General features: G+C 65.6%; 24 protein-coding genes and 1 tRNA gene. 23 read left to right on the top strand and 2 right to left on the bottom strand.

The annotated features are described in order from the left end of the window. Positions 1-39 precede the first annotated feature (39 nt). The 9 genes from alaS to ACUYV6_RS04395 all read left to right on the top strand — a co-directional run bounded on the left by alaS (position 40) and on the right by ACUYV6_RS04395 (position 9,274). On the top strand, positions 40-2,694 hold the full coding sequence (gene alaS / locus ACUYV6_RS04435) for an alanine--tRNA ligase (protein WP_449277432.1): 2,655 nt from the start codon (positions 40-42) through the stop codon (positions 2,692-2,694). A gap of 4 nt (positions 2,695-2,698) precedes the next feature. Next, complete coding sequence (gene ruvX, locus ACUYV6_RS04430; protein WP_449277431.1) at positions 2,699-3,190, top strand: Holliday junction resolvase RuvX; 492 nt, start codon at positions 2,699-2,701, stop codon at positions 3,188-3,190. Next, positions 3,187-4,278, top strand: a complete 1,092-nt coding sequence (mltG, locus tag ACUYV6_RS04425; protein ID WP_449277430.1) for an endolytic transglycosylase MltG — start codon at positions 3,187-3,189, stop codon at positions 4,276-4,278. Before ruvX ends, mltG begins: the two co-directional genes overlap by 4 nt. Positions 4,279-4,280: 2 nt before the next feature. Then, positions 4,281-5,249, top strand: coding sequence for a shikimate dehydrogenase family protein (locus ACUYV6_RS04420; protein WP_449277429.1), 969 nt, complete (start codon positions 4,281-4,283; stop codon positions 5,247-5,249). A gap of 5 nt (positions 5,250-5,254) precedes the next feature. Beyond that, positions 5,255-6,451, top strand: coding sequence for a chorismate synthase (gene aroC / locus ACUYV6_RS04415; RefSeq protein WP_449277428.1), 1,197 nt, complete (start codon positions 5,255-5,257; stop codon positions 6,449-6,451). After that, positions 6,448-7,170, top strand: a complete 723-nt coding sequence (locus ACUYV6_RS04410) for a shikimate kinase (RefSeq protein ID WP_449277427.1) — start codon at positions 6,448-6,450, stop codon at positions 7,168-7,170. The genes aroC and ACUYV6_RS04410 overlap by 4 nt, the downstream gene beginning before the upstream one ends. A gap of 7 nt (positions 7,171-7,177) precedes the next feature. Next, complete coding sequence (gene aroB / locus ACUYV6_RS04405; RefSeq protein ID WP_449277426.1) at positions 7,178-8,260, top strand: 3-dehydroquinate synthase; 1,083 nt, start codon at positions 7,178-7,180, stop codon at positions 8,258-8,260. 68 nt (positions 8,261-8,328) lie between these two features. Continuing rightward, on the top strand, positions 8,329-8,688 hold the full coding sequence (locus ACUYV6_RS04400) for a hypothetical protein (RefSeq protein WP_449277425.1): 360 nt from the start codon (positions 8,329-8,331) through the stop codon (positions 8,686-8,688). A 7-nt stretch (positions 8,689-8,695) separates the two neighbouring features. Further along, positions 8,696-9,274: an RES family NAD+ phosphorylase gene (locus ACUYV6_RS04395; RefSeq protein WP_449277424.1), complete on the top strand. Its 579-nt coding sequence runs from the start codon at positions 8,696-8,698 to the stop codon at positions 9,272-9,274. A gap of 7 nt (positions 9,275-9,281) precedes the next feature. On the opposite strand, the gene ACUYV6_RS04390 is transcribed toward ACUYV6_RS04395, so the two are convergent. Further along, positions 9,282-9,848: an acyl-CoA thioesterase gene (locus ACUYV6_RS04390; RefSeq protein ID WP_449277423.1), complete on the bottom strand. Its 567-nt coding sequence runs from the start codon at positions 9,846-9,848 to the stop codon at positions 9,282-9,284. A gap of 138 nt (positions 9,849-9,986) precedes the next feature. On the opposite strand from ACUYV6_RS04390, the gene efp reads away from it, so the two are divergent. From efp to ACUYV6_RS04320, 14 genes are all read left to right on the top strand, one after another. Then, positions 9,987-10,550 carry an elongation factor P gene (gene efp / locus ACUYV6_RS04385; RefSeq protein WP_449277422.1) on the top strand — a complete coding sequence of 188 codons (564 nt, stop codon included), beginning with the start codon at positions 9,987-9,989 and terminating at the stop codon, positions 10,548-10,550. A 15-nt stretch (positions 10,551-10,565) separates the two neighbouring features. Beyond that, the gene (gene nusB, locus ACUYV6_RS04380) at positions 10,566-10,985 is read left to right on the top strand and encodes a transcription antitermination factor NusB (protein WP_449277421.1); all 420 of its coding nucleotides are present in this window, start codon (positions 10,566-10,568) and stop codon (positions 10,983-10,985) included. Positions 10,986-11,068: 83 nt separating this feature from the next. Continuing rightward, entirely contained in the window at positions 11,069-11,641 is a 573-nt protein-coding gene (pyrR, locus tag ACUYV6_RS04375) for a bifunctional pyr operon transcriptional regulator/uracil phosphoribosyltransferase PyrR (protein ID WP_449277420.1), read from the top strand. Continuing rightward, on the top strand, positions 11,638-12,594 hold the full coding sequence (locus tag ACUYV6_RS04370; protein ID WP_449277419.1) for an aspartate carbamoyltransferase catalytic subunit: 957 nt from the start codon (positions 11,638-11,640) through the stop codon (positions 12,592-12,594). The genes pyrR and ACUYV6_RS04370 overlap by 4 nt, the downstream gene beginning before the upstream one ends. Beyond that, positions 12,591-13,994, top strand: coding sequence for a dihydroorotase (locus ACUYV6_RS04365; protein WP_449277418.1), 1,404 nt, complete (start codon positions 12,591-12,593; stop codon positions 13,992-13,994). Before ACUYV6_RS04370 ends, ACUYV6_RS04365 begins: the two co-directional genes overlap by 4 nt. Then, positions 13,991-14,560 carry a PH-like domain-containing protein gene (locus tag ACUYV6_RS04360; RefSeq protein ID WP_449277417.1) on the top strand — a complete coding sequence of 190 codons (570 nt, stop codon included), beginning with the start codon at positions 13,991-13,993 and terminating at the stop codon, positions 14,558-14,560. The genes ACUYV6_RS04365 and ACUYV6_RS04360 overlap by 4 nt, the downstream gene beginning before the upstream one ends. A 47-nt stretch (positions 14,561-14,607) precedes the next feature. Beyond that, positions 14,608-15,771, top strand: coding sequence for a glutamine-hydrolyzing carbamoyl-phosphate synthase small subunit (gene carA, locus ACUYV6_RS04355; protein ID WP_449277560.1), 1,164 nt, complete (start codon positions 14,608-14,610; stop codon positions 15,769-15,771). 4 nt (positions 15,772-15,775) lie between these two features. After that, positions 15,776-19,069, top strand: coding sequence for a carbamoyl-phosphate synthase large subunit (carB, locus tag ACUYV6_RS04350; RefSeq protein ID WP_449277416.1), 3,294 nt, complete (start codon positions 15,776-15,778; stop codon positions 19,067-19,069). After that, positions 19,069-19,962 (top strand): orotidine-5'-phosphate decarboxylase, encoded by an 894-nt coding sequence (gene pyrF / locus ACUYV6_RS04345; RefSeq protein WP_449277415.1) that lies wholly within the window; start codon positions 19,069-19,071, stop codon positions 19,960-19,962. The genes carB and pyrF overlap by 1 nt, the downstream gene beginning before the upstream one ends. Before the next feature lie 22 nt (positions 19,963-19,984). Beyond that, positions 19,985-20,869 (top strand): guanylate kinase, encoded by an 885-nt coding sequence (gmk, locus tag ACUYV6_RS04340; RefSeq protein ID WP_449277559.1) that lies wholly within the window; start codon positions 19,985-19,987, stop codon positions 20,867-20,869. Continuing rightward, positions 20,869-21,819 (top strand): multidrug DMT transporter permease, encoded by a 951-nt coding sequence (locus ACUYV6_RS04335; RefSeq protein ID WP_449277414.1) that lies wholly within the window; start codon positions 20,869-20,871, stop codon positions 21,817-21,819. The genes gmk and ACUYV6_RS04335 overlap by 1 nt, the downstream gene beginning before the upstream one ends. Before the next feature lie 43 nt (positions 21,820-21,862). Beyond that, positions 21,863-21,936: transfer RNA gene (locus ACUYV6_RS04330), tRNA-Ile, on the top strand. A gap of 139 nt (positions 21,937-22,075) precedes the next feature. Further along, positions 22,076-22,564, top strand: coding sequence for a Dps family protein (locus ACUYV6_RS04325; protein ID WP_449277413.1), 489 nt, complete (start codon positions 22,076-22,078; stop codon positions 22,562-22,564). An 11-nt stretch (positions 22,565-22,575) separates the two neighbouring features. Further along, positions 22,576-23,301 (top strand): DNA-3-methyladenine glycosylase, encoded by a 726-nt coding sequence (locus ACUYV6_RS04320; RefSeq protein WP_449277558.1) that lies wholly within the window; start codon positions 22,576-22,578, stop codon positions 23,299-23,301. 12 nt (positions 23,302-23,313) lie between these two features. Here ACUYV6_RS04320 and ACUYV6_RS04315 read toward each other — a convergent pair whose 3' ends face one another. Further along, the gene (locus tag ACUYV6_RS04315; protein ID WP_449277412.1) at positions 23,314-24,552 is read right to left on the bottom strand and encodes a beta-ketoacyl-[acyl-carrier-protein] synthase family protein; all 1,239 of its coding nucleotides are present in this window, start codon (positions 24,550-24,552) and stop codon (positions 23,314-23,316) included. Positions 24,553-24,629: the final 77 nt, after the last annotated feature.

Genomic DNA, 24,629 nt, shown 5'->3' with positions numbered 1-24,629 from the left:
TCCACCACCGCCCAGACCTCACCGAAAGAGCACATCTAGATGCAGACCGCAGAAATCCAGCGACGCTGGCTCGACTTCTTCGAGAAGAAGGGCCATACCGTGGTGCCTTCGGCTTCGCTCGTGAGCGATGACCCCAGCCTGATGTTTACGGTCGCTGGAATGGTGCCGTTCGTGCCGTACCTCTCGGGTCTGGTGCCTGCTCCCTACCCCTCGGCGACCAGCGTGCAGAAGTGCATTCGCACGAACGACATCGAAGAGGTCGGCCGCACTCCCCGGCACGGCACCTTCTTCCAGATGTGCGGCAATTTCTCCTTCGGCGACTACTTCAAAGAAGATGCCATCAAGTACGCCTGGGAACTGCTCACCAGCAGCGAAGACGCCGGTGGCCTGGGGTTCTCTCCCGACGACCTGTGGGTCACCGTGTACGAGGAGGACGAGGAAGCGATCGCGCTGTGGCTCGAGCACTCATCATTGCCGATTGAGCGCATCCAACGACTCGGCAAAGACACCAACTACTGGTCCACCGGTCAGCCCGGGCCGGCCGGGCCCTGCTCCGAGATCTTCTTCGACCGCGGCCCCGCCTATGGCGCCGATGGCGGACCGGCGACCGACGACGACAGGTACGTCGAGATCTGGAATCTCGTGTTCATGCAGTACGAGATCACCGACGTGAAGTCGAAGACCGACTTCACCGTGGTCGGAGAACTGCCCAAGAAGAACATCGACACGGGTCTCGGCCTTGAGCGCGTGGCGTTCCTCAAGCAGGGCGTCGAGAACATGTACGAGATCGACCAGGTCCGTCCCGTGCTCGACGCCGCGGCCGAGCTCGCCGGCAAGACCTACGGCGCCGACGAGACCGACGACGTGCGTCTCCGCGTCGTGGCCGACCACGTGCGCAGCGGACTCATGCTCATCGCCGACGGTGTGACCCCCTCGAACGAGGGACGCGGGTACATCCTGCGCCGCCTCCTGCGCCGGGTCATCCTCTCCATGCGCCTCCTCGGAGTCGACGGGCCGACGTTCGAGCGCCTCTTCCCGATCGCTCGCGATGCCATGCGGTCGGGCTACCCGGAAGTGGAGCGCGACTTCGACTTCATCTCGCGCGCGGCCTACGCCGAGGAGAAGACCTTCTTGCGCACCCTCGCTGCGGGCATTCAGATCCTCGACAGTGCAATCTCCGGTGCGCAGGACGCGAACGCGCGCGTTGAGGGCGACACGGCCTTCCTGCTCCATGACACGCACGGGTTCCCGATCGAGCTCACACTTGAGATTGCGGAAGAAGCCGGGGTGAGCGTTGATCGCGACGTCTTCACAACGCTCATGCAGGAGCAGAGGGATCGCGCCAAGGCCGACGCGAAGGCCAAGAAGGGGCAGCGCGCCGACCTCTCCGTCTACAAGGAGCTGCGGGGGCTCGGCGAGACCACCTTCACGGGTTACGACGAACTCGTGCAGGAGAGCCGAGTGCTGGGCATCGTCGTTGACGGCCAGCCCGCACCCGAGGCCCGCGAGGGAGACATCGCAGAGGTGGTGCTCGCGGAGACGTCGTTGTTCGCAGAATCGGGCGGTCAGGACTCCGACCAGGGCGTCATCGTCGGCGACGGCTTCGAAGCCGAAGTGCTCGACGTGCAGAAGCCGGTGCCCGGCCTCGTCGTGCACACGGTGAAAGTGGTCGTCGGCACGGTCGGTCTCGATGCGCGCGCCGAGACGCGCGTCGACGCCGACTACCGCAGAGGTGCGACGCAGGCGCACTCCGGCACGCACATCGTGCACGCTGCCCTGCGCGACGTGCTCGGCCCGAACGCGCACCAGGCCGGTTCGTACAATAAGGCCGGATATCTGCGCTTGGACTTCACCCATAGCGAAGCGCTCTCACCCGAGACTCGCTCTGAGATCGAGGAGATCTCGAACCTGGCGATCCGCTCGGACTATGACGTCGTGACGCGAGAGATGGGTCTCGACGAAGCCAAAGCGATGGGCGCGATGGCTCTGTTCGGAGAGAAGTACGGTGACCGGGTGCGCGTCGTCGACATCGGCGGCCCCTGGTCGCGCGAGCTGTGCGGCGGCACGCATGTGTCGAGCTCTTCCGAGATCGGCATGATCAACCTGGTCTCCGAGAGCTCGGTCGGCTCCGCGAACCGCCGTGTCGAATCGCTCGTCGGACTCGAGGCATTCCGCAATTTCGCAGCCGAACGCGCGATCGTGCAGCAGCTCACGAGCGGGCTGAAGGTGCCGCGCCTTGAACTGGTGGATCGCGTCTCCGAACTGGGGGCTCAGCTGAAGGCGGCCGAGAAGCGGATCGCCGCGCTCGAGGCGGAGCGCCTCGCGCAACGGGTTCCCGAGCTGCTGGCCGGCGCTGAGCATCTCGGAGAGGTCACCGCGGTGGTCGTGTCGCTCGGTACGGTCGGCTCGGCTGATGAGCTGCGTGGACTCGCGGTTCAGCTGCGCGATCGACTGGCTGCCGAAAGCGCTGCGGTAGTGCTCGTGGGTGATGCCGGGGGCAAACCGGTCGTGATCGCGGCAACCACTGCCGGAGCACGCGATCGCGGCGTGCGGGCTGGAGATCTGGTCAAGATCGGTGCGAAGACGCTCGGAGGCGGAGGCGGAGGCAAACCCGACCTCGCCCAGGGCGGCGGCACCGATCCTTCACAGATCGACGACGCACTCGTCGAGATCCGTCGAGCGCTGGAGGGCTAGGCCGGTGCGCTCCGGGGTGCGACTCGGCATCGATGTGGGCAAGGCCCGCGTCGGAGTCGCCCGCTGCGACCTGCACGGAATGCTCGCGACTCCCGTCGAAACCGTCGCTCGCGACCTCGGCGGAGATACCGATCTGCGACGAATCGTCGCGATCGTCGCCGAGGTGGATGCGTTCGAGGTGGTGGTAGGGCTGCCGCTGAACCTGCGCGGCGACCGCACGCAATCGACTGACGATGCAGAGGATTTTGCGCAGCGTCTCGCTGCTCTATTGCAGCAGCGGGACGTGCAGGTGCGCCTGGTCGATGAGCGATTGTCGACCGTGTCGGCGCAGGCCCAGTTGCGGCGCGCCGGCAAGAAGACGAAGGAGAGCCGTTCGGTGATCGATCAGGCCGCTGCGGTGGTGATCCTGCAGCATGCCCTGGACAGTGAGCGCGCGCAGGGCGTGCCCGCCGGCACTGAGGTCGAGCCGAAGACGAACGAGGGGAGCTCACGATGAGCAAGGAGAAGCGAGGGGCGAGGGCGGGCAAGCGTCTGCTCATCGTTCTGATCGTGCTGGCGGTGTTGCTCGGTGGACTCGGCATTGCGGGAGCGTACCTGTGGGGCGAGTACGGCGAGCGCATCTCGCGAACGATGGGCTGGGTCTCGAACGACTACGAGGGTGACGGCAGCGGTGAGGTCGTCGTGGTCATCACCGAGGGGGAGATTGGTGAGGACATCGCCGCGTCGCTCGATGAAGCCGACGTCGTGAAGACCTCGGAGGCCTTCTACGAGTTGCTGCTCGCGCAGGACCCCGCGGTCGAGTTCATGCCCGGCTCGTACGAGCTGCGACTGCAGATGAGCGCGCAGTCCGCTCTGGACGCACTGCAGAACCCGGACAATCGTATGGACCTCACCGCGATGATCCCGGAAGGATCGACCGTCGATCAGACGCTCGAAATCGTCTCCGCCGGGTCAGGCATTCCGCTCGAGGAGCTGCAACAGGCGGCTGAGGATCCTTCGGCGTACGACCTGCCGAAGAACGCCGAGTCACTCGAGGGGTGGCTGTTCCCTGCGACCTACGAATTCGAAACCGATACGACTGCTGAACAGGCGATCGCGATGATGGTCGAGTACCAGAAGCGCAACCTCGATGAGTTCGGTGTGGCGAAGAAGGATCGCGAGCGCGTACTCACGATCGCCTCCATGGTGCAACGCGAGGGCGGCACCATCGAAGACTTCGGCAAGATCTCTCGAGTGATCTTCAACCGACTGGACGCGGGGATGAAGCTCGAGATGGATTCGACCGTCCAGTACGGCGCGCAGGAGCACGACGACGGAAGCGTCTGGTCGACTGATGAAGCGTTGGCGGACGACAACCTGTGGAACACCTATATGCACAAGGGTCTGCCGGTGGGACCGATCGCGAACCCCGGACGTGACGCGATCGAAGCGGCGATCAACCCCGAGAAGGGCGATTGGGTGTACTTCGTCGTGACTCCGGACGGTGGCGGATCATCGACCTTCAGCAGCGACATCGAGACGCACGACCAGGCCGTCGCCGAACTCCGTGCTTGGTGCGACGCCGACTCCTCGCGGGGGTGCTGAGCGTGGAGAGTCAGCATTTCGGGGCCGCCGAACCCGCGCGACTGCGTGTACTCGGTTCACCCATCGCGCACTCCCGATCCCCTCTGATTCACCGTGCAGCGTACGAGGTGCTCGGACTCGACTGGGAGTTTGATCGAGACGAGCTCGTCGCGGCAGACCTCGAGGGCTATCTTGCAGAGCGGTCGCGTGGATGGCGCGGCTTCGCGGTGACGATGCCGTTGAAGGAGGAGGCTTACCGGCTGTCGGCGCTGCGCGACCCCGTGGCCGAGGAGAGCGGCGTGGTGAACACGATGCTGCGACTCGACACCGATGATCCGCGGTGGGCGGGGTTCAACACCGATGTTCTCGGATTGGCTGCGGCGATCTCGAAGGCCGGTCTCGATGCAACGCGCACTGCGGTGATCGGCTCCGGGGCCACCGCCGTGTCCGCAGTGCTTGCTGCTCGGCGTCTCGGTGCCGAGCACGTCGAGGTCGTGGCCCGCAACGAAGAGGCCGCGGCAGCACTCGTGCAGAAGTTCTCGGGAAGCCGCGAACCAGGCGCGGAGACCGGATTGCGCATGTCGACGACGCACCTCCTCGCGCCCGCCGCGTTGGAACGGCTGACGGAGGCCGGAGGCGCCACTGCTTCGGGCACTCCGACGCTCGTGATCTCGACGCTTCCGGGCCCCGCGGGTACCGGGCTCGTGCTCCCTGAGCAGCTTGCGGCGGCGCCACTGTTCGACGTCGCCTACGATCCTTGGCCATCGCCGCTTGCGACGCATTGGCAGCACGCGGGTGGAAGGGCGCATGCCGGCATCGGCATGCTCGTCGAACAGGCGCTCATCCAGGTACGCATCTTCGTACGCGGCGATGGCGGCGCGGAGCTTGAGGACGAGGAGGCACTGCTTGCCGGGATGTGGCGTGCCGTGGGGGAGCAGAACGCCACTGATCCCTCACCCGGCACGGGTGCCGCTGCCGATGTGGAAAGATAGGACACATGCTGCGTTGGCTCACGGCCGGAGAATCCCACGGCCCCGAACTCATTGCCGTCCTCGAGGGACTTCCCGCTGGTGTGCCGGTCTCGCTCGACGGAATCCGCGAGGATCTTGCTCGTCGTAAGCTCGGCTACGGCCGCGGTTCACGGATGAAGTTTGAGCAGGACGAGCTGAACCTCTCCGGTGGCGTGGTGCAGGGCGTCTCGATCGGAGGCCCCGTCGCAATCCGCATCGGGAACACCGAATGGCCCAAGTGGGTCGAGGTGATGAGCCCGGAGAAGACTGAATTGTCCGAGAAGTCGCGTGGGCGAGGAGCGCCGTTGACCCGCCCGCGCCCGGGTCATGCAGACCTCACGGGCATGCAGAAGTACGGGTTCGCGGAGGCGCGTCCGGTGCTCGAGCGCGCGAGTGCGCGCGAAACCGCGGCTCGAGTTGCGCTCGGTGCAGTCGCCAGGGCCTTCCTCGCCGAGCTCGGCATCAGACTGGTGAGTCATACGATCTCACTGGGGGATGTCGCCGTTCCGGCCGGCGCTGCGCTGCCGCACCCTGATGACGTGGCCGCTCTCGATGCGGATCCGCTGCGCTGCTTCGACGCCGAGACCAGCGCGCGCATGGTGGTCGAGGTCGACGACACGAAGAAGTCGGGCGACACGATCGGCGGCATCGTCGAAGTGCTCGCATATGGGCTCCCGCCCGGGCTCGGTTCGTACGTGCACTGGGATCGACGGCTCGACTCGCGCCTGGCCGGGGCGCTGATGGGCATCCAGGCGATTAAAGCGGTCGAGGTCGGCGATGGCTTCGAGACGACCCGTCGGCGCGGATCGGCGGCCCACGATGAACTGCACGTCGCTGACGGCGTCATCACCCGTGAGACCGGACGCGCCGGTGGCATCGAAGGTGGAATGACGACGGGCCAGGTGCTGCGAGTCAGGGCCGGCATGAAACCGATCGCGACGGTGCCGCACGCCTTGCCGACTGTCGATGTCGCCTCCGGTGAGGAGACGAAAGCACATCATCAGCGCAGCGACGTCTCCGCGGTTCCCGCGGCTGGAGTCGTCGCCGAGGCAATGACTGCATTGGTTCTCGCTGATGCGGTGAGCGAGAAGTTCGGAGGCGACAGCGTCGCCGAGACCCGCCGCAATCTCGAGGCGTACCTGTCGGCGATCCCGGATCGGTTAGCGACCGACATCGAATCGTGAGCGGATCGAGACGGGTCGTGCGCGACGCGGGCCCTCCCGCGCAGCGGCCCGTTCCGACGCCGCCCAAGACGCGCCCCATCGCCATTGTCGAAGCGAATGAGCGGCGGACGGAACAACCGGCGTCGAGACGTCGCGGACGAAACTCCCGTCGGCGACGGCGTAACCGACTGCCTGGCCAGGCAGTCGTGCTCGTCGGTCCGATGGCCGCAGGAAAGACGAGCCTCGGCAAACGGCTCGCACGCGAACTCGAGATCGACTTCGTCGATTCCGACGCCTTGTTCGTGCGCAGACACGGCCAGATCACCGATTTCTTCGCAGCGCACGGCGAGGCCGAATTCCGACGTATCGAAGCGGAGATCATCGCGGAAGAACTGCAGCGCGAGGGCACGAGAATCCTCGCATTGGGCGGGGGAGCGGTGTTGCACCCCGACACCCGCAGACGCCTGGCGGATCACCCCGTGATCTTGCTCATGACCACGCAGCGCGCTGTACTCCGAACCGCCAACCTCGCGAAACGTCCGCTTCTGCGCGATGATCCCGAGGCCTGGGGGCGCATCCTCGCGGAGCGGAAACCGCTCTACGAGGAGGTTGCCGACGTGACATTCCGCACCGACCGTGCGACGAAGGATCAGCTGACCGAACGCGCGGCCCAGTGGGTACGTGCCCGCGGCAGGGCGTCGCAGCGACGCTCTGGACGCGCCGAGAACCCGAAGGAGTAGCATCAGAATGAGTGAGCAGCCGACCGTGATCAGCGTTGGTGGAGAGGCCGACTACGAGGTGATCGTCGGCAGAGGTCTGAGCGGTCGTATCGCAGACGCGATCGGGGATCGTGCCAGGAAGGTGCTGATCATTCACACGCCGACCGTGGGGCGCCGGGCCGATGAGTTGCGCTCGGCATTGCAGGAGCGCTTCGAGCAGGTGCTGCTCGCCGAAGTTCCCGATGCGGAGTCGGCGAAGCGCGTCGAGGTCGCGTCCTTCTGCTGGCAGATTCTCGGTCAGGCAGACTTCACCCGTACCGATGCGATCGTCGGACTCGGGGGCGGTGCGGTGACCGACCTCGCGGGATTCGTCGCCGCGACCTGGTTGCGCGGCGTGCCACTCGTACAGGTGCCCACGACCGTGCTGGGCACGGTCGATGCCGCGGTCGGCGGCAAGACGGGCATCAATACAGCGGAGGGGAAGAACCTCGTCGGCTGCTTCTACGCACCGAAAGCGGTGGTCTGCGACCTCGACCTCCTCGAGACGCTGCCCAAGAACGAGATCCTCGCCGGGTTCGCCGAAGTCGTGAAGTACGGTTTCATCGCGGAGCCCGAGATCCTCGACATCATCGAGGCAGATGTCGATCGAGCCACGGACCCTGCGACTCCCGAGTTCCAGCGCCTGGTCGAGCTCTCGATCGGAGTCAAGGCTCGGGTGGTCTCGGAAGACTTCCGCGAGGGCGGCCTGAGGGAGATTCTCAACTACGGCCACACGCTTGGCCACGCGATCGAGCACGCGGAGCGCTACCAGTGGCGTCACGGCGTCGCCGTCGCGATCGGAATGGTCTACGCGGCGGAGCTCGGACGCCTGGTCGGCTCGCTCTCGGACGAAGTCGTCGAGCGGCACCGCAGCATCCTCAGCGCCCTCGGGTTGCCGCTCTCGTACCCTGCCGGTCGGTGGCAAGGGCTGCTTGCGACGATGCAACGCGACAAGAAGGCACGAGCGGGCATGTTGCGCTTCATCGTGCTCGATGACGTTGCGAAGCCGCGCGTACTTTCGGGGGCCGACGACGGCATGCTGCAACTCGCTTACCAGGAGATCGCGAACTGACGAGGGGCGAATGGATCCTGCGGGTCTTTCCACTCGCGCAATCTGAGAGTTGCGCGTAGAATCGAGGTATGAGTACCGCGACTCCGATCGTTCCTGGCACCGCCTTCGGCGATGGCTTCCGCATGCTGCTGCAGGCTGCGGGCAACGGAGCGCTACTCGCCGATCTGATCGGCGTGCGGCCCTCGCAGGTGACGCGGTGGAAGCAGGGCACGCAGACGCCCTCGCCCGATTCCGCTCGTACGATCATGGACTTCGCCTATATCGTCGCGCGCGCCGAAGCCACGATGCATGAACGGGTGGTGCCGATCTGGCTTGATTCGCCGAATCAGTTCCTCCGCGGTTCGACTCCCAGGGAGTGCATCAAGCTCGGGCGTATCGCCGAGGTGATCGGGGCGATCGACGCCGAAGACGAAGGCGCGTACGCGTAGGGGTTCGATGTCGAGCGAACCGTTGCGTCTCTTCCGCTGCTATCCGCGGATCCCGGGTGCGCGTCGAGGGCGTCCGGGGCACTGGTCCTTCGTCCCGAGGCCGCAATTGCACGGTCGCTGGGACAACAGCGACCTCTACGACTCCTGGTACTTCTCGCGCAGCCAGGTGGGCGCCGTCGCCGAGAGTTTCTACAGCAAGTCCCGGTGGATCCCCGAGGTCTTCCTCACCCCGCAGGGTCATCCTCGGGCGATCGCGGAGTTCGAGCTTTCGCAGGACGAGCCGGAGCTGCTCGATCTCGACGACGCCGAAACGCTGCTCGAACTCGACATCGCGCCGAGCCGGGTCGTCGTGCACGATCTCGGGGTCACCCAAACACTCGCACGCCGAATCTTCGAGACGAGCGGTGAACAGTTCTCGGGGCTCTCCTGGTGGTCGAGCCAGATGCCCTCGGAGACCTCCGTTGTGCTGTGGGGGAGCGAGGGCGAGCCGCCTCCGGGCATCCGACTCGTCGGCATCCAGAACCTCAGCGTCGAGCATCCTGCGGTGATCGAGGCCGCGGCGAAGCTGTTCCGCGTGCGCGGCTGAACGCGGCTCACTCCCAGTTGCTCGGAGCCTCCGCCCGCGTCGCGGGGAGGCGAGTCTCGGCGCCCCACGCGAGGACAGCATCGGGCACGATGAGGGTGGAGGGGTCCGCGCCGGTGCGCTCGATGACCTCGCTCACGGGCACGGTTCCGCCGGAGCGGCGAAGGATGCGTGCGCGCACGTGGGCACGAGCATAGATCTCAGGTCGACGATGCGTATCGGGGCGAACGAAGCGTTGCTCGATGTAGACGGCTCGTTCGTCAAATCCGAGGATCTTCGTTTCGATCCAGAACCGCTGCCACGGATGCAGCGACTTGCGATACGAGATCGTCTGGCTCACCACGACCGGGTACCAGCCCTGCGTCTTGAAGATGCGCATGGCACCGTTGCGCTGAATCAGATCGAACCGCGCGACATCCATGATCGACAGGTACTTGCCATTGTTCATGTGGCCCAGAACGTCGAGGTCGGTGGGCCACACGCGAAATCGGGAGCGGGCAACCCGGTCGAAGTCGATTCTCGTGCCGCGCGGTCCGACGAAGAGGAGGTGCCAGAGCGTGCGAAAGATCATGTGCATGAGCTGAGGATACGAGCGTTGTCGGGGCTCTGCATCAGGTTTGTGGGTGCCTTCCAAACGGCCCGGAATGATCCCGGTGTAGACTTGACCGGCGCGGTTTCGCGCCCGAACCCGACACAACCGGAGAGCACGGAGCATATGGCAACCTCGAACGACATCAAGAACGGTACCGTCATCAAAGAGAACGGTCAGCTCTGGAGCGTGGTCGAGTTCCAGCACGTCAAGCCGGGCAAGGGTGGCGCATTCGTCCGCACGAAGCAGAAGAACGTGGTGTCGGGCAAGATCATCGACAAGACCTACAACGCGGGTGCGAAGATCGAGACCGCCCTCGTCGATCGCCGCGATTACCAGTACCTGTACCAGGACGGTGCTGACTTCGTCTTCATGGACCAGTCCGACTACGACCAGCTGACGGTGTCTGGCACCGTTGTCGGCGATGCGTCGAAGTTCATGCTCGAGAATCAGCAGGTGCAGATCGCGCTGCACGAGGGCGAGCCGCTGTACGTCGAGATGCCCGCCTCGGTCGTGCTCGAGATCACGTACACGGAGCCGGGCCTGCAGGGTGACCGTTCCACCGGCGGCACGAAGCCCGCGACCGTGGACACGGGTGCTGAGATCCAGGTGCCGCTGTTCCTGGAGTCCGGCACCAAGGTGAAGGTCGACACGCGCACGGGTGACTACCTCGGTCGAGTCAACGACTAGCCGGCGCCGCAGAGGATGAGTGCCCGTACTAAGGCCCGCAAGCGCGCACTGGACATGCTGTTCCAGGCCGACGTGCGAAACGAGTCTCTCGACAGCATTGTCGGAGCCGAGTCGCAGCGCGCCTCGAAAGAGCCGGATCGACTGGCCTCCTGGCTGTACGCACGTGAGATCGTCGATGGCGTCTCTGATCACCGTGATGAGATCGACGAATTGATCACGAGCTATGCGCAGGGCTGGAGCCTGGAGCGTATGCCAAACATCGATCGCGCGTTGCTGCGTATCGCGTCTTGGGAGATTCTGCACAACCCTGAGGTGCCCGCTCCAGTGGCAATCGACGAGGCTGTAGAGCTCGCCAAGGAATATTCGACGGACGACTCCGGTCGTTTCGTCAACGGCGTGCTCGGACGCATCGCCGAGCACGCCGTCGGAGCGTGAAGGCGAGCGCAGTGCGCTAGACTGATCGACGTTGCAGCTTTTCTTTAAAGGCCGTCCTGTGAGGCGGAGAAGGGGGGCTCGGTATGGGAACGCGAAGGGTGCTCGAGGGCGCCGAGATCTCGCGGGCACTGACCCGAATCTCGCATGAAATCATCGAGGCCAATAAGGGCGTCGAAGGGCTCGTGCTCGTCGGTATCCCCACACGCGGGGCCCTGCTCGCCCGCCGCGTCGCCGAGATCATCTCCCGCATCGAAGGAGTCGACGTGCCTGTCGGGCAGCTCGACGTGACCATGTATCGTGACGACCTTGCGCAGCAGCCGATGCGTTCTCCGCAGCCGACCGAGATGCCCCCAGAGGGCGTCGATGACGCCACCGTCGTGCTGGTCGACGACGTACTCTTCTCGGGTCGCACGGTGCGAGCCGCACTCGATGCGCTGAACGATCACGGGCGACCGCGCGCGGTGCGACTCGCCGCTCTCATCGACCGTGGGCATCGTGAACTCCCGATCCGTGCCGACTACATCGGCAAGAACTTGCCGAGCGCGAAGCATGAGCGCATCTCTGTGCGCTTGCACGAGATCGACGGCGAGGATTCCGTGGATATCGGGGGAGTCGATCCCAGCGCGCCCGAAGCAGGCGGGAGCGCACCCGCATGAGGCACCTGCTCGACACGCGCACCCTCTCGCGCGAAGAGGCGATCCTCATCCTCGACACCGCCGAGGAAATGGCCGCGACGCAGCAGCGCGAGATGCGCAAGTTGCCCACGCTCCGTGGCAAGACCGTCGTCAACCTCTTCTACGAGGATTCGACGCGCACCCGCATCTCCTTCGAAGCTGCAGCGAAGCGCCTGAGCGCTGATGTCATCAATTTCAGCGCGAAGGGATCGTCCGTCTCCAAAGGCGAATCGCTGAAAGACACCGCGCAGACGCTGCAAGCGATCGGCGCTGACGGAGTGGTGATCCGGCACCCCGCGAGCGGAGCGCCTGAGCGGCTCGCCCGCAGCGAATGGATCGACGCGGGAGTGCTGAACGCGGGCGACGGCACGCATGAGCACCCCACGCAGGCGCTCCTCGACGCGTTCACGATGCGCCGCAGACTGCACGGAGACGCCTCGCGCGAGCGAGACCTCGACGGTGTACGCGTGGTCATCGTCGGCGACATCGCGCATTCCCGCGTCGCCCGGTCGAATCTCTGGCTGCTGAGCGCGCTCGGCGCGCAGATCAGCTTCGTCGCGCCGGAGACACTCCTGCCCTACGGCGCCAGAGCCTGGCCAGTCACGATCTACCACTCGTTCGACGAGGCGTTGCGCGTCGAACGCCCCGAGGTCGTCATGCTGCTGCGCATCCAGACGGAGCGGATGCACGCCGCGTTCTTCCCGAACGAGCGCGAGTTCGCACGGAACTGGGGCCTCGACGACGCTCGGCTCGCGAAGCTCGCCGAACGCGCAATCATCATGCATCCGGGACCAATGAACCGCGGTCTCGAGATCTCATCCGCCGCCGCCGACTCCGAACGATCGACCGTGCTCGAGCAGGTCGCGAACGGTGTATCGGTGCGTATGGCGGCCCTATACCTCCTGCTGAGCGGCGAAAGAGAAGTGAGCGAATGAGCACGACCGGCATCCTGATCCGTGGGGCGCGCCTCGCGGCAGACCTGACCGAACGGAGCGCAGACCTGGCCGCAGCGGCCCCAACCGATCTGCGCATCGCGCACGGAGAGATCGTCGAACGCGCGACCCAGGCCGAGGGCGGGCTCGAGGCCCGCGACGGCGAGCGCGTCATCGAGGCCGACGGGCTGGTCGCCCTGACCGGGCTCGTCGACCTGCACACGCACCTGCGCGAACCCGGTTTCGAACAGTCGGAGACCGTGCTCACCGGAACACGCGCTGCGGCGGCCGGCGGGTTCACAACGGTGTTCGCGATGGCGAACACATTGCCGGTGTCTGACACCGCCGGCGTCGTCGAGCAAGTGCAGGCCCTCGGAGACGCGGCCGGCTACGCCACGGTGCGCCCGATCGGCGCAGTCACCGACGATCTCGCGGGAGAGCGCCTGAGCGAGATCGGCGCGATGGCGCAGTCACGCGCCGCCGTACGGGTGTTCTCGGACGACGGCAAATGCGTGCACGATCCGCTGCTGATGCGTCGCGCCCTCGAGTATGTGAAGAGCTTCGACGGCGTCATCGCGCAGCACGCGCAAGACCCGCGGCTCACCGAGGGGGCGCAGATGAACGAGGGCGCGCTCTCGAGCGAGCTCGGACTCAAGGGGTGGCCGGCGGTCGCAGAGGAATCGATTATCGCGAGAGACTGCCTGCTCGCCGAGCATCTCGGTGCGCGACTGCACATCTGTCACCTGTCGACCGAGGGGTCGGTCGAGGTCGTGCGCTGGGCGAAGGCCCGCGGCGTGCAGGTCACCGCCGAGGTCACGCCGCACCACCTGATTCTCACCGAGGAGCTGGCCCGGAGCTACGACGCGCGCTACAAGGTGAATCCGCCGCTGCGGCGCGACTCGGATGTGCGCGCGCTGCGTCAGGCGGTCGCCGACGGGGTGATCGACATCGTCGCGACCGATCACGCCCCGCACCCGACGGAGTCGAAGGAGTGCGAGTGGGATGTCGCCGCCTTCGGCATGGTCGGGCTCGAATCGGCCCTGCCCATCGCGATTCTGACGCTGATCACCGAGGGGCATGCGAGCTGGGCAGAGCTCGAGCAGTTGCTCTCGCACCGTCCGGCAGAGATCGGCCGTCTGGGCACTGAGGGGGGACCGGGCCACCCGACAGCACTCGAGCCCGGTCAGCCGGCAGACCTCGTCTTGGTCGATCCCGGAGCGGTGAGCGTCTTCGATGTCAGCCGACTCAAGGGGCTCAGCACGAACTCCCCGTTCCTCGGCATCGAGGTGCCGGGCAGCGTTCGCTGCACCATCCGCCGCGGCTACCCGACCTTGCTCGATGGTGAACTCGTCGACGTCCAGACGGTGGCAGCGGCGGCGCGGGCCTCGGAGGACCAGCGATGAACCGCCCGGTCTTCGCGATCCTCGTCATCGCAGTCGCCATCATCGTCTTCATCATGATGTGGCTCGCTTGGCGCGGACGCGCACGACGCGACGCGGATGTCGCGGTGCTGCGCGTGCCGCTCTCGGGCGAGGTGCTCGAGAGCCTGCCTCGAGCCGGATACGTCTCCACGACGCCGGAAGGACAGCCGCTCGTGCGCGTAGCAGCGCCTGGGCTCAGCTATCGCGGGAACGCGGAACTCACGGTACGTACTGATGGGGTCACCATCCAGGTCACCGGCGAAGGCCCCGTCTCCATCGAGGCTGCGCAGGTGCGCGGTCGCGGCACCACCAATATGCGGATCGGCAAGGCTGTGGAATCCCATGGCCTCTCGCTGCTGCGCTGGGAGAGCAATGGAAAGCCGCTCGAGTCGAGCTTCCGTTTCGGCACCCCGGAGCAGCAGACCCGCTTCGAGGAGGCCATCGACCGGATGCTCGGTAACGCGAATACCGGCACTGGGCCCACACAGACACCGCCGCCTGCAAGCGGCGCACCGACACAGACCGAGACCATTCAGGAGGATTCGTGACTACGAACACAGCTCATGAGGCGCCGACGGCACCTCCGACTCACGCGCTGACGGCGGGCCCCGCGGTACTGGTGCTCGAAGACGGCAGCCGCTACGAGGGTCGCGCATATGGAGCCACCGGCCGAACGCTCGGCGAAGCGGTCTTCTCGACGGGCATGACCGGGTACCAGGAGACCCTCACCGACCCGTCGTACGCGGGCCAGATCGTGATGATGACGGCGCCGCACATTGGCAATACCGGCACCAACGACACCGACATGGAGTCGCGAAAGATCTGGGTGTCCGGCTTCGTCGTGCGCGATCCTGCACGTCGTATTTCGAACTTCCGCGCCGAACGCTCACTCGATGAGGATCTCGTGAACGACGGTGTCGTGGGCATCTCCGGCATCGATACCCGTGCCGTGACACGACGCATCCGTTCGGTCGGCGCGATGCGCTCCGGCATCTTCTCCGGCGCCGACTACGAGCTGAGCGAAGACGAGCAGCTCGCGCTCGTCCTCGAGCAGGCCTCGATGGCCGGGAAGAATCTCTCCGCCGAGGTCACGACGCCGGAGCGATACGACGTGCCCGCGTCCGCGGACACCGCACGCATCGGCTCCATCGCGGTTCTCGATCTCGGGATCAAACGCGCCACCGTGCAGTACCTGAGCGAGCACGGCTTCGACGTGATCGTGCTGCCGGCGACGACGACGCTCGAGGAGATCCGCGAGATCGCCCCTGATGCTCTCTTCTATTCGAACGGCCCGGGTGATCCTGCAGCCAGCGACGCGCAGGTGGAACTGCTGGCCCAGCTGCTGCGCGACGGCCTGCCCTACTTCGGCATCTGCTTCGGCAACCAGCTGCTCGGCCGGGCCCTCGGTTTCGGCACGTACAAGCTGCCGTTCGGGCATCGCGGCATCAACCAGCCAGTGCTCGACAAGCGCACCGGCCGCGTCGAGATCACCGCGCAGAACCACGGCTTCGCCGTCGATGCGCCCATCGAAGGCGACATCGATGCTCCCGCGGGCTTCGGCAAGGTGCGTGTGAGCCACTACAGCCTGAACGACCACGTGGTCGAAGGGCTCGAGTGCCTCGACATCCCGGCATTCTCCGTGCAGTACCACCCGGAGGCCGCCGCGGGCCCGCACGATGCGTTCTACCTCTTCGACCGGTTCCGCGAGCTCGTCGCGAATCGCTCCGCCAGCTCGACCGCCGATACCCAGGAGGCCTAACCCGATGCCCAAGCGCCAAGACATCAACTCCGTCCTCGTCATCGGCTCCGGCCCGATCGTCATCGGCCAGGCCTGCGAGTTCGACTACTCGGGAACCCAGGCCTGTCGCGTGCTGCGCGAGGAGGGCGTGCGCGTCATCCTGGTGAACTCGAACCCGGCGACCATCATGACCGATCCCGACTTCGCCGATGCCACCTACGTCGAGCCGATCACACCTGAGGTGATCGAATCGATCATCGTCAAGGAGCGTCCGGACGCGATCCTGCCCACCCTCGGCGGGCAGACCGCGCTGAACGCGGCCATGGCACTGCATGAGCAGGGCATTCTCGAGAAGCACGACGTGGAACTCATCGGTGCGAAAGTCGAGGCGATCCAGCGCGGTGAGGATCGGCAGATCTTCAAGGACCTCGTGATCGAATCGGGCGCCGATGTCGCCCGATCGCATATCGCGCACACACTCGAAGAAGCGAAGGAATTCGCGAAGGACCTTGGGTACCCGCTCGTCGTGCGCCCCTCCTTCACGATGGGGGGCCTCGGGTCCGGCTTCGCCTACACCGAAGAGGACCTCATCCGCATCGCGGGCGACGGACTGCACTACAGCCCCACCAGCGAAGTGCTTCTCGAGGAGTCGATTCTCGGTTGGAAGGAGTACGAGCTCGAGCTCATGCGAGACCAGTCCGACAACACCGTGGTCGTCTGCTCGATCGAGAATGTGGACGCCGTCGGTGTGCACACCGGTGACTCGATCACGGTGGCCCCGGCGCTGACGCTCACCGACCGCGAGTTCCAGAAGCTGCGCGACATCGGCATCGACATCATCCGCCGCGTGGGCGTCGATACCGGTGGCTGCAACATCCAGTACGCCATCGACCCGCAGACCGGCCGGGTGATCGTCATCGAGATGAACCCGCGTGTGTCCCGTTCCTCGGCACTCGCGTCGAAGGCCACCGGCTTCCCGATCGCGAAGATCGCCGCCAAGCTCGCGATCGGCTACCGACTCGACGAGATTCCCAACGACATCACGCAGAAGACGCCGGCGAGCTTCGAACCGACCATCGACTACGTCGTCGTCAAGGCCCCGCGTTTCGCATTCGAGAAGTTCCCCGCTGCCGACGACACGCTCACCACGACCATGAAGTCGGTGGGAGAAGCCATGGCGATCGGTCGCAACTTCACGACCGCATTGCAGAAGTCGTTGCGCTCCCTGGAGAAGCGCGGCACCTCGTTCCACTGGGGGCCGCAGGAGCGCACGGTCGACGAGCTGCTCGCATCGATCGTCCGCCCCACTGACGGACGCATCGTCGACGTGCAGCAGGCGCTGCGCCTCGGTGCAACGGTCGAGCAGGTCTTCGACGCGACCGCGATCGACCCCTGGTTCCTCGATCAGATCCAGCTCATCAATGAGGTCGCCGAGCGCCTCCAAGCCGCCCCGCAACTCACCCTTGACGTGCTGCGGGAGGCCAAGGATCACGGCTTCAGCGATGCTCAGATCTCGGCGATTCGCGGAGTCTCGGAATCTGAGATCCGGGGGCTTCGCCACGGTCTCGGGCTGCGTCCCGTGTTCAAGACGGTCGACACCTGCGCCGGCGAGTTCCCCGCCCTCACGCCGTACCACTACTCGTCGTACGACCTCGAGACCGAGGTCCAGGCCTCCGACCGCAAGAAGGTCGTGATCCTCGGATCGGGGCCGAACCGCATCGGACAGGGTGTCGAGTTCGACTACTCCTGCGTGCACGCGTCGTTCGCACTCTCCGAGGCGGGCTATGAAACCATCATGATCAACTGCAACCCCGAGACGGTATCCACCGACTACGACACCTCGGACCGCCTGTACTTCGAGCCGTTGACGCTCGAGGACGTGCTCGAGGTGATCTACGCGGAACAGCAGTCGGGCGAACTGCTCGGAGTCGTCGTGCAGCTCGGCGGACAAACCGCACTCGGCCTCGCGCAGCCGTTGAAGGACGCGGGTGTGCCGATTCTCGGCACCACCCCGGAAGCGATTGACCTCGCCGAAGAGCGCGGTGCGTTCTCGGCCATTCTCGATGGAGCAGGGCTCGTCGCTCCCCGCAATGGCACCGCGATTGATGAGGAGGGCGCGGTACGCGTCGCCGAAGAGATCGGCTACCCGGTACTCGTACGTCCATCGTTCGTACTCGGCGGCCGCGGTATGGAGATCGTCTACGATACCGACTCGCTGAGAGGCTACTTCGGGCGCATCGAGGGGCACGCACTCGTCGGACCGGGGCACCCCCTGCTCGTCGACCGCTTCCTGGACGACGCCATTGAGATCGACGTCGACGCGCTCTACGACGGCGAGCAGCTGTACATCGGTGGAGTGATGGAGCACATCGAGGAGGCCGGCGTGCACTCCGGCGACTCGAGCTGCACCCTGCCGCCGGTCACCCTCGGCCACGACCAGATTCAGAAGGTTCGTGAGGCCACCCTCGGCATCGCTGAGGGCATCGGCGTGCGCGGTCTACTGAACGTGCAGTTCGCGATCGGCCAGGGCGTGCTGTACGTGCTCGAGGCGAATCCGCGCGCGTCGCGCACAGTACCCTTCGTTTCGAAGGCGCTGGGGATCCCGCTCGCCAAGGCTGCCTCGCGCATCATGGCGGGTGAGACGATCCAGCAACTGGTCGACGCGAGTTTCCTGCCGGCACGCGACGGCTCGCGCGCACCCATTGATGCGCCCATCGCGGTGAAGGAAGCCGTGCTCCCGTTCAAACGTTTCCGTACGAACGAGGGACTCGTCGTCGACTCGCTGCTCGGCCCCGAGATGCGTTCAACCGGTGAGGTCATGGGCATGGATCGCGATTTCCCGACTGCGTTTGCGAAGAGCCAGTCGGCGGCCGGCAGCGAGCTGCCGAAGTCGGGGACCGTCTTCATCTCGGTCGCCGATCGCGACAAGCGCTCGGTGGTGCTGCCCGCTCGACGACTGAGCGAACTCGGGTACCGCGTGGTTGCGACGCAGGGCACTCAGGTCGTGTTGGCCCGCAACGGTGTCGCCAGCGAGGTCGTGCGCAAGCACTCCGCCCACGCCGAGGGGGAGACGGTCGTCGATCTCATCAATCGCGGTGAGATCGACATGATCGTGAACACACCGTCGGGCAGCTCTGCACGGGCCGATGGATACGAGATCCGCGCAGCAGCTGTGGCCGCAGACAAGCCGATCTTCACAACGGTCTCCGAGCTGTCGGCAGCCGTGGGGGCCCTGTCCGCGCAGATCTCGGGCTTCGCAGTGACGTCACTGCAGGAGTACCAGACCGCTCGAGAGCAGGCGCTGGAGCGTGCGCTCTGATGACGAAGGCCAATTTCGGTGACCGGCTCGCGGCGGAGATCGCCGCGGGCCGGCACCTCTGCGCCGGCATCGACCCGCACAGTCCGGTGCTGGCGGAGTGGGGCCTGAACGATGATGCGAGCGGCGCTGAACGACTCGGCCGCTCCGTGGTCGCCGCTGCAGCCGGTACCGCAGCGTGTGTGAAGCCGCAGGTCGCGTTCTTCGAACGATTCGGATCGGCGGGTCTCGTCGCACTCGAGCGTGTGCTCGCCGATGCGCGCGCGGCAGGCTTGCTCGTCGTCGCCGACGTGAAGCGCGGTGATATCGGATCGAGCTTCACCGCGTACGCCGATGCGTGGTTACGTCCCGGCTCACCGCTCGAATCCGATGCGATGACGGTTGCGGCCTACCAGGGCTTCGGCAGCCTGGCCGGGGCTCTGAACCACGTGCGCGATCATGGCAAGGGATTGTTCGTGCTGGCGGCGACCTCGAACCCGGAGGCGCGTGATACCCAGCGCGCCGTCCGTGCAGATGGACGCACCGTCGCCCGGGCTGTGGTGGATGATGCCGAGGCGACGAACACGGTGGAATGCGCGGATGCTGTGGTCGGATCTGTCGGGGTGGTGCTCGGGGCGACACTGGACCTCTTCGATTTCGGCATCGATACAGCACCCCGTTCCTCGGGGCCGGCGTTGCCCGTTCTCGCGCCGGGATTCGGCCATCAGGGTGCACGCATCGAGGACGCAGGTCGAATCTTCGGTGGGCTCGGTACCGCACTTCTCGCGAACGAATCGCGTAGCATCCTGAGTGGCGGAGCCGACGGGCTGGAACGTCGGATCAAGGAACGAGCTGCGACAATCGCGGATGCCCTCGGCTCCGAGACCGCAGACGAGGAAGGGAGAGCCGGTGAGTGATCAGACGACCTCCCAGGGGGCCATGCCCGAGGTCGACCGGGTGGCGGCGAATCGTGCGGCGATCGCGGCGCGACGTGCTCGTGCCGACCTGAAGGCACGCCTCCGCAGTGGTGCGCTGTCGCCGCTCAAGGCGCTCGAGCAGTCGCTCGTTCCCGGAAGCCCGGCAGCCACACTGCGTGTCACAGACTTTCTACTTTCGTTCCCCGCGATCGGTCAGGTGAAGGCCGACCGTCTGCTCGCTGATCTCGCGATCTCGCCTCGGAAGCGTCTTGGCGGTCTGGGCCCGCAACAGCGGACAAGGCTCGATACGTTCGTGCGCGAGCGTGCGGGAGCGTTGCCACACGCGGGTGTGCCACCGCTCACCGTGTTGGCCGGCCCTACCGCCGTCGGCAAGGGGACCGTCGCCGCCTATGTGCGTGAGCACTTCCCTGAAGTGCGGCTTTCGGTGTCGGCGACGACTCGTGCCCCGCGTCCCGGTGAGGTCGAGGGCGAGCACTACTACTTCGTCGATGATGAGGGCTTCGACCGGATGCTCGCACAGGACGAGCTGCTCGAATGGGCGACCGTGCACAATCGGCACCGTTACGGCACCCCGCGCGGCCCCGTGCTCGAAGCCGCACGCGCCGGCAACCCCATGCTGCTCGAGATCGATCTGCAGGGCGCGCGGCAGGTTCGCGCGACCATGCCAGATGCGAGGTTGGTCTTCCTCGCGCCACCCAGTTGGAACGAACTCGTGAATCGGCTCGTGGGTCGCGGAACCGAGGATGAGGAGGAGCGCACGCGTCGCCTCGAAACGGCGAAGATCGAGCTCGCCTCGGCTGAGGAATTCGACGAGATCATCGTGAACGACGAAGTACCGCGTGCGGCGCGCCGGCTGGTCGACCTGATGCGAGGGGACCACCGGTAGTGACCCCGGGTCTTGCGGAGGTCGTCGCGCTCAGCCCCTATCAGCTGCTGGGAATCCCAGCGGCCCTCCTGGGGGCGGCGCTCTTGGCATTCGGGGCCCAGTACCAGTCGCGAGGGCTCAACAAGGTCGAGCGTCTGACGGGGGAGAGCGCAGGCGCGGGCCTTTCGATTCGCCACCTCCTCAGTATGCTCCGCCGACCATCGTGGGTGATAGGCACCGCCCTGCTCGGCCTGGCCGTCGTATTCCAGGTGCTCTCTCTGTCGCTCGCACCGCTCATCATCGTGCAGCCGATCGGCGTGGTCGGACTCGTCATCACCTCGGTGCTCAATTCCCGCATGAGCGGAGTACGTCTTGGCGGTGCTGCACAGTTGTGCATCGGTCTCGCCGTGGCCGGAGTCGTGATCTTCGTGACGGTCGCGGCATTCTCGGCCTCCGACAATCCGGTGACCGATCAACACCTCATCGTGATCTTGATCGCATTCGCCGCGGTCCTCTCGGTGGCCGTGACTCTGTTTCTTCTCTTCAGGCACCGCAGCTTCGCGCTGGTCTACATCGTGGGCGCCGGCGTGCTCTACGGGTTCGTGGCGACCTTCGCGAAGACGGTGATCGGTCGCTTCCAGCAGCAGGACTTCGACGGCCTCACCTGGCTCTGCGTCGCGGCACTGGTGACCGGTGCGCTCCTCGGCATGGTCTTCGTGCAGAATGCGTACTCGTCAGGCCCTCCCGACCTTGTGGTCGCCGGACTCACTGTGGTCGACCCGATCATTGCGATCCTGATCGGGATCACAGTGCTCGGCGAAGCTGCCGGCGCCTCCTGGATATCGGTGCTCGGGTTCCTGATCTCGGGTGCGATCGCCATCACCGGTGTGCTGGGCCTCGCCCGCTACCATCCGCAGGTCGGCAAATCTGCTCTCGACCCGGTCACCGGTACGATTCCGACGCTGCCCTGAGCGATTGACCGCATCGATTCCGCTAAGATCGAGGAGTTGCCCAGGGGCGTTAGCTCAGCCGGTTAGAGCAGCGGACTCATAATCCGTCGGTCGCGGGTTCAAGCCCCGCACGCCCCACTTCCAGCACATAGGCAAGGCTTGCCTTTCCTTGCTGTGACCAGAGATTTCTTGTGATTCAGCGCAGCCTAACCTTGCTTGCGTCCTGCTCAAATGAGCGTATCGTTGGTGTCACAAGCCATCGAAAGGAAGGCAACTCATGACGGTTCAACAGACACAGATTCCCGCAGCCCAGGGTGATGTCGATCGTCCCAGCGGTGTCGCGCACTACCTCACCCCGGTAGTTCACGATCTCATCGCACTCGGCGTCAACGGCAAGCAGGCGCACTGGCACGTGCGCGGTGCGAACTTCATCGGCGTGCACGAGTTCCTCGACGATGTCGTTGCCCACGCTCATGATGGGGCTGATACGGTCGCTGAGCGCATTGTGGCACTGGGGCTCCCGATCGACGCTCGACTCTCGAGCGTCGCCGAGCGCACCAGCAACCCGCAGCTGAGCCCCGGCTTCCAGCAGTCGGAGGTCACGATCCGTGAGGTCATCGAGCAGATCGACTCCACGCTGAACACGATCTACGATGCGGTGAAGGGTCTTGACGACGTCGACCTGGTGAGCCAGGACATCGTGATCGCGCTCGCGCAGCAGCTCGACAAGGATCGTTGGTTCCTGCACTCGCATATCGCCGAGTGACGTTCGATTCGATACGGTACGAAGCAGGCGCTGAGCCCACACCCGAAACCGGGCAGGGGCTCAGCGCCTGCTTCGTACGCCCTGCCCTCGAAGTCGCCCCGCGGCTGCTCGGAGGGCGCCTCTCCCTCGACTCGGAAGAGGGCCGCGTGACGCTCCGCATCACCGAGGTCGAGGCTTACCATGGTGTCGGCGCACCAGGTCCCTACGACCCTGGCTCGCATGCGCGGAAGCGCCGAACCGAACGCAACGCCTCGATGTTCGGCCCTCCGGCGCACGCCTACGTCTATTTCAGCTACGGTATGCACTTCGCACTCAACCTCGTGTGTTCCCCAGAGGGCGAAGCGTCGGGGGTACTGATTCGTGCGGGTGAAATCATTGAGGGCGAGCAGCTCGCGCGCGAACGGCGCCATGCGAAGCGCAGCAGTTCGCGGAGTTCTATGAGCGCTGCGACTGTACCGAGTTCTCGTCTAGCGAGAGGACCGGGCAACGTCGCTGCAGCACTCGGCATCACGCGTGGGGCCCACGACGGACTCTCGCTCGAGGCGGCACCGTTCGGTCTCGAACTGCCCGCCTTCGTCACTGGCGGCGGAGAGATTCATGAATCCATCTCCCAGGGACCGCGCGTGGGGGTCGCGGGGGAGGCCGGAGGGCCGAAGTTCCCCTGGCGATTCTGGGTCGCGGGTGATCCGACCGTGTCTGCGTTCAGAGCAGGCCAGGACGCACCCCGGAATGCCTGAACGCGGAAGGATCTATTCGTAAGAACGAATCGCGACGACAGCGTTGTGTCCCCCGAAGCCGAATGAGTTCGAGATCGCGAGTTGCGGTCCGTCGCCGAGAGGCTGCGGGTCAACGGACGCAGAGAGCGGAATCTCAGGGTCCTGATTCACCAGGTTGATCGTAGGGGGCGCAACCCGCTGTTGCACCGCGAGTACCGCGAAGAGCGCCTCGAGCGCACCTGTGCCGCCGAGCAGGTGGCCGGTAGCGGCCTTGGTCGCCGAGACCGGGATCTCCTTGACACGATTACCGAACACCTTGTGCAGTGCCGCGTACTCGGCGATATCACCGACCGGGGTGGACGTTGCATGGGCGTTGATGTGTGTGACCTCATCGGGCGTTGCACCGGCCTGCTCGAGCGCGATCTGCACGGCGCGACTGGCACCCTTGCCCTCGGGGTCGTTGGCAGTGATGTGGTAGGCGTCTGCGGTGACGCCGCCGCCCGCGAGCTCAGCGTAGATCTTGGCTCCGCGAGCGAGTGCGTGTTCCTCCGTCTCCACAACGAGCGCTGCGGCCCCTTCGCCCATGACGAAGCCGTCGCGGTCGATGTTGTAGGGTCGCGAGGCGGTCTCGGGGGAGTCATTGCGCTTCGAAAGCGCCTGTGCCGCACCGAAGGCAGCGACGGTGATCGGATGAATCGCACTCTCCGAGCCACCAGCGATCACCACGTCGGCGAGGCCGGCCTGCAGGTGATCATAAGCTGCGGCGAGTGATTCCGTGCTTGAAGCGCACGCAGAGGCCACCGTTCGTGCATAGGCACGGGCTTCGAGATGCATCGAGACCGCCGCGGCTGGAGCGTTCGGCATCAGCATGGGGACCGTGAGGGGCAGCACTCGACGGGCGCCCTTCTCGCGAAGCGTGTCCCAACCGTTGAGCAGCGACCACAGACCACCGATGCCAGTGGCCCAGTCGACGCCGAGGCGCTCTGATTCGATCTCGGGTGCACCTGCATCGGCAAATGCCTCTTTGGCGGCGATGAGCGCGAACTGGCTCGAAGGGTCGAGTCGCTTGGCGACTGGACGTTCGAGCACCTCTTCGGGCCGCACTTTGGCCTCGCCGGCGAAACGCACAGCGAGATCGTATTCGTCGAGCCAGTCGTGCGTGAGCGTATGGATCCCGCTCTCTCCGGCCAGCAGCGCCTCCCAGCTTTCAGGGGCGGTACCGCCGAGCGGCGTCGAGGCGCCGATGCCGGTGATGACGATCTTCTTGCTCATGACTGTGTACTCCGAGAGGTCTTGGCTCGATGCGAGAAAGTATGAAGGGAGTCGGGCTGAGCGGGCGCGAGTATCCG

Source organism: Leucobacter sp. GX24907 (genome assembly GCF_053567335.1).
This window is presented reverse-complemented; position numbering and strand designations above follow the sequence as displayed.

Coding starts and splice junctions, on each gene's coding strand:
- ACUYV6_RS04370 (WP_449277419.1), top strand. CDS start 11,638: ATGAGGCACCTGCTCGACACGCGCACCCTCTCGCGCGAAGAGGCGATC.
- ACUYV6_RS04365 (WP_449277418.1), top strand. CDS start 12,591: ATGAGCACGACCGGCATCCTGATCCGTGGGGCGCGCCTCGCGGCAGAC.
- ACUYV6_RS04325 (WP_449277413.1), top strand. CDS start 22,076: ATGACGGTTCAACAGACACAGATTCCCGCAGCCCAGGGTGATGTCGAT.
- aroC (WP_449277428.1), top strand. CDS start 5,255: ATGCTGCGTTGGCTCACGGCCGGAGAATCCCACGGCCCCGAACTCATT.
- mltG (WP_449277430.1), top strand. CDS start 3,187: ATGAGCAAGGAGAAGCGAGGGGCGAGGGCGGGCAAGCGTCTGCTCATC.
- ACUYV6_RS04390 (WP_449277423.1), bottom strand. CDS start 9,848: ATGCACATGATCTTTCGCACGCTCTGGCACCTCCTCTTCGTCGGACCG.
- ACUYV6_RS04400 (WP_449277425.1), top strand. CDS start 8,329: ATGAGTACCGCGACTCCGATCGTTCCTGGCACCGCCTTCGGCGATGGC.
- ACUYV6_RS04395 (WP_449277424.1), top strand. CDS start 8,696: ATGTCGAGCGAACCGTTGCGTCTCTTCCGCTGCTATCCGCGGATCCCG.
- efp (WP_449277422.1), top strand. CDS start 9,987: ATGGCAACCTCGAACGACATCAAGAACGGTACCGTCATCAAAGAGAAC.
- ACUYV6_RS04360 (WP_449277417.1), top strand. CDS start 13,991: ATGAACCGCCCGGTCTTCGCGATCCTCGTCATCGCAGTCGCCATCATC.
- pyrF (WP_449277415.1), top strand. CDS start 19,069: ATGACGAAGGCCAATTTCGGTGACCGGCTCGCGGCGGAGATCGCCGCG.
- nusB (WP_449277421.1), top strand. CDS start 10,566: ATGAGTGCCCGTACTAAGGCCCGCAAGCGCGCACTGGACATGCTGTTC.
- alaS (WP_449277432.1), top strand. CDS start 40: ATGCAGACCGCAGAAATCCAGCGACGCTGGCTCGACTTCTTCGAGAAG.
- carB (WP_449277416.1), top strand. CDS start 15,776: ATGCCCAAGCGCCAAGACATCAACTCCGTCCTCGTCATCGGCTCCGGC.
- ACUYV6_RS04315 (WP_449277412.1), bottom strand. CDS start 24,552: ATGAGCAAGAAGATCGTCATCACCGGCATCGGCGCCTCGACGCCGCTC.
- gmk (WP_449277559.1), top strand. CDS start 19,985: ATGCCCGAGGTCGACCGGGTGGCGGCGAATCGTGCGGCGATCGCGGCG.
- pyrR (WP_449277420.1), top strand. CDS start 11,069: ATGGGAACGCGAAGGGTGCTCGAGGGCGCCGAGATCTCGCGGGCACTG.
- aroB (WP_449277426.1), top strand. CDS start 7,178: ATGAGTGAGCAGCCGACCGTGATCAGCGTTGGTGGAGAGGCCGACTAC.